General features: G+C 63.5%; 3 protein-coding genes. 2 read left to right on the plus strand and 1 reads right to left on the minus strand.

Going from position 1 to position 2,488, the window contains the following annotated elements; all coding sequences use genetic code 11:
- Positions 1 to 35 precede the first annotated feature (35 nt).
- Together AC1DVA_RS27585 and AC1DVA_RS27590 are read left to right on the plus strand one after the other, a co-directional pair.
- On the plus strand, positions 36 to 689 hold the full coding sequence (locus AC1DVA_RS27585; protein WP_476808012.1) for an HD domain-containing protein: 654 nt from the start codon (positions 36 to 38) through the stop codon (positions 687 to 689).
- A gap of 42 nt (positions 690 to 731) precedes the next feature.
- Positions 732 to 1,502 (plus strand): SDR family oxidoreductase, encoded by a 771-nt coding sequence (locus AC1DVA_RS27590; protein WP_265055352.1) that lies wholly within the window; start codon positions 732 to 734, stop codon positions 1,500 to 1,502.
- A 189-nt stretch (positions 1,503 to 1,691) separates the two neighbouring features.
- Here the strand turns inward: AC1DVA_RS27590 and AC1DVA_RS27595 are convergent.
- Positions 1,692 to 2,488: GntG family PLP-dependent aldolase (locus AC1DVA_RS27595; RefSeq protein WP_476808011.1), on the minus strand; the 797-nt coding region annotated here is incomplete at its 5' end.

Genomic DNA, 2,488 nt, shown 5'->3' on the forward strand with positions numbered 1-2,488 from the left:
CTCCTGGAATCCGTCGATCGAGGACCTCGAAAGCCATGTCAGAGAACCAAAAAGACCGTCAAATTCTAGCCGGCGTTGCCGTGCCGGATACCGAACTGGTGGCCAGCGCTCTCGCTTATGCCCGCCGAGCCTGCGAGCCCTACCTGTACAACCACGTTGTGCGCTCCTGGCTTTTCGCGGCTCGCCTAGGGCAGATTCGGAATATCCATCATGACGAGGAAGTCGTCGCTGTCGGGACGCTCCTGCACGATGTCACGCTGAACGAGTGCTTCAACGGGCCGCGCCGGTTCGAGGTCGAGGGCGCCGATCTCGCGCGAAGCTTTGCCCGAGAGAGCGGTGTCGACGAGCGTCGTGCTCAGCTGATTTGGGACAGCGTAGCCCTCAACTCAACACCGTCGATCGGCCTCTACAAGGAGGCTGAGGTTGCACTCTGCACGGCAGGCATCTGCCTCGATGTCGTCGGACTACAATACGACGCGCTCCCGCCGGACGAGGTCCAGCAGATCCTCCTCGCCTATCCGAGACTCGGGATGAAGCGGCTGATGACGCAGTGTTTCTGCCACATCGCCAGAACCCGCCCTGAAACCACCTACGACAATTTCGTGCGTGATTTCGGCGAGCGGCTCGTCTCGGGTTACCGCGCGCCGTCATCGGTCGATTTTGTCGAGCGCGCGCCGTTCGACGAGTGACATGCTCCCGGGCTGGGAACGAGGATATCAAGGAGACGGCGCATGAAGATTGTTGTGGTAGGCGGGACCGGCATGATCGGGTCCAAGCTCGTCGATGCCTTGGCCGGCAGCAGTCTCGAAATCGAGATCGCCTCGCCCTCGCGCGGCGTCGATACGGTCACCGGAGCGGGCCTAGCCGAAGCACTGTCCGGCGCGCAGGTAGTCGTGGACGTCTCCAACTCTCCAACCTTCGATCAGGACGTCGCGCTTGCCTTCTTCCAGGCCTCCGGACGGAACCTGCTCGCTGCCGAGGAGGCCGCGGGCGTCGAGCATCACGTCGCTCTCTCTGCCGTCGGGACCGATCGGCTGCCCGACAGAGGGTATTTCCGAGCCAAGATGATGCAGGAGGTGATCGTGAGAAGCGCAAACTTGCCCCATACGATTGTGAGGTCGACGCCCTTCTTTGAATACATCAACGGAATTGTCGAGACCGCCGCGGAAGGAGACGCGCTTCGCATTTCGCCGGCCCTGATACAGCCCATCGCAGGCGACGATGTCGCGCTGGAGCTGCGCGATGTCGTCCTCGGGCGGGCGCAGAACCGCGAGCTGGAAATCGTGGGGCCGGATCATTTCCGTCTCGACGACCTCGCCCGGCAGATACTGGCCGCGAACGAGGATCCGCGCCCTGTCATTGCCGATCGCCAAGCGCTCTATTTCGGCGCGGTGCTGCGTGATGACAGTCTCATTCCAAGTGGTCATCCACGCTGTGCACGGACGCGGTTCGAGGACTGGCTTCGGCTTTACGTGGCCCAGTCGCTCGCCCCAGCCAATTGAGGCCTGCGGCAGCACCGGCCCGCCGCTCAATCTCGATCTAAACCGCTAGGAAGCGGACGTTCCGAACGTGAGCAATGGGCCAATATCGTCGAGCCGCTCATCCGGGCGAGTTGCGCCAGGAGCGGAAGCTGGGTATTCGACACGAGCGGACATCCTGCGCTGGTCGTACGGGGCTCCCTCAGTCCCCCGTCACTGTTTGCTGTCGAAGAAATTCTCGCAGGCTGTGGCGACGCGCTCGACGGAAGCGTCGTCCAGGTCGAGATGGGTCACCCAGCGCAATGTGCCGTAACGTCCGCTGACGGCGATGCCGCGGTCGCGGACGAAGGCGGCGAAAGCGCTGGTATCAAGCGCTTTTGGTGTCATGAACACCATGTTTGTGCGCGCTGGCCCCGCGCCGAGCGCAGGAAAACGGGCCAGCACCTTCGCGAGATCAGCAGCGCGTCGGTGGTCCTCGCCGAGCCGCGCTACGTTGTGCTCCAGAGCATGGATTGCGGCCGCGGCGATCACGCCGGTCTGGCGCATGCCGCCGCCCAGCATTTTCCTGATGCGGCGGGCCTTCTCGATGAAATCCTTCGGGCCCACGAGGATGGAGCCGATCGGCGCTCCCAGTCCCTTCGACAGGCACAGGGATACCGTGTCGAACTGCCCGGCGATCCACGCCGCGTCCCGGTTGCTTGCCGCGGCGGCGTTCATCAGCCGGGCTCCGTCGAGATGGGTCGCAAGGCCACGGGAACGGGCGAGCTGGGTTGCTGCCTCCAGATAGGCATCGGGCAGGACCAGCCCGTTGAAGGTGTTCTCCAGCGCCAGCAGCCGCGTGACAGCGAAGTGGAAATCTTTCGGCTTTATCGCGTTGGCGATGGCGTCGAGAGCGATCGTCCCATCGGGCTCATTGGGGAGGGGTTGCGGCTGGATCGAGCCCAGCACAGCCGCTCCACCGCCTTCCAGCCGATAGGTATGAGCCATCTGGCCGACGAGATACTCATCAC

The organism is Allobosea sp. P4_C6, from assembly GCF_056402015.1.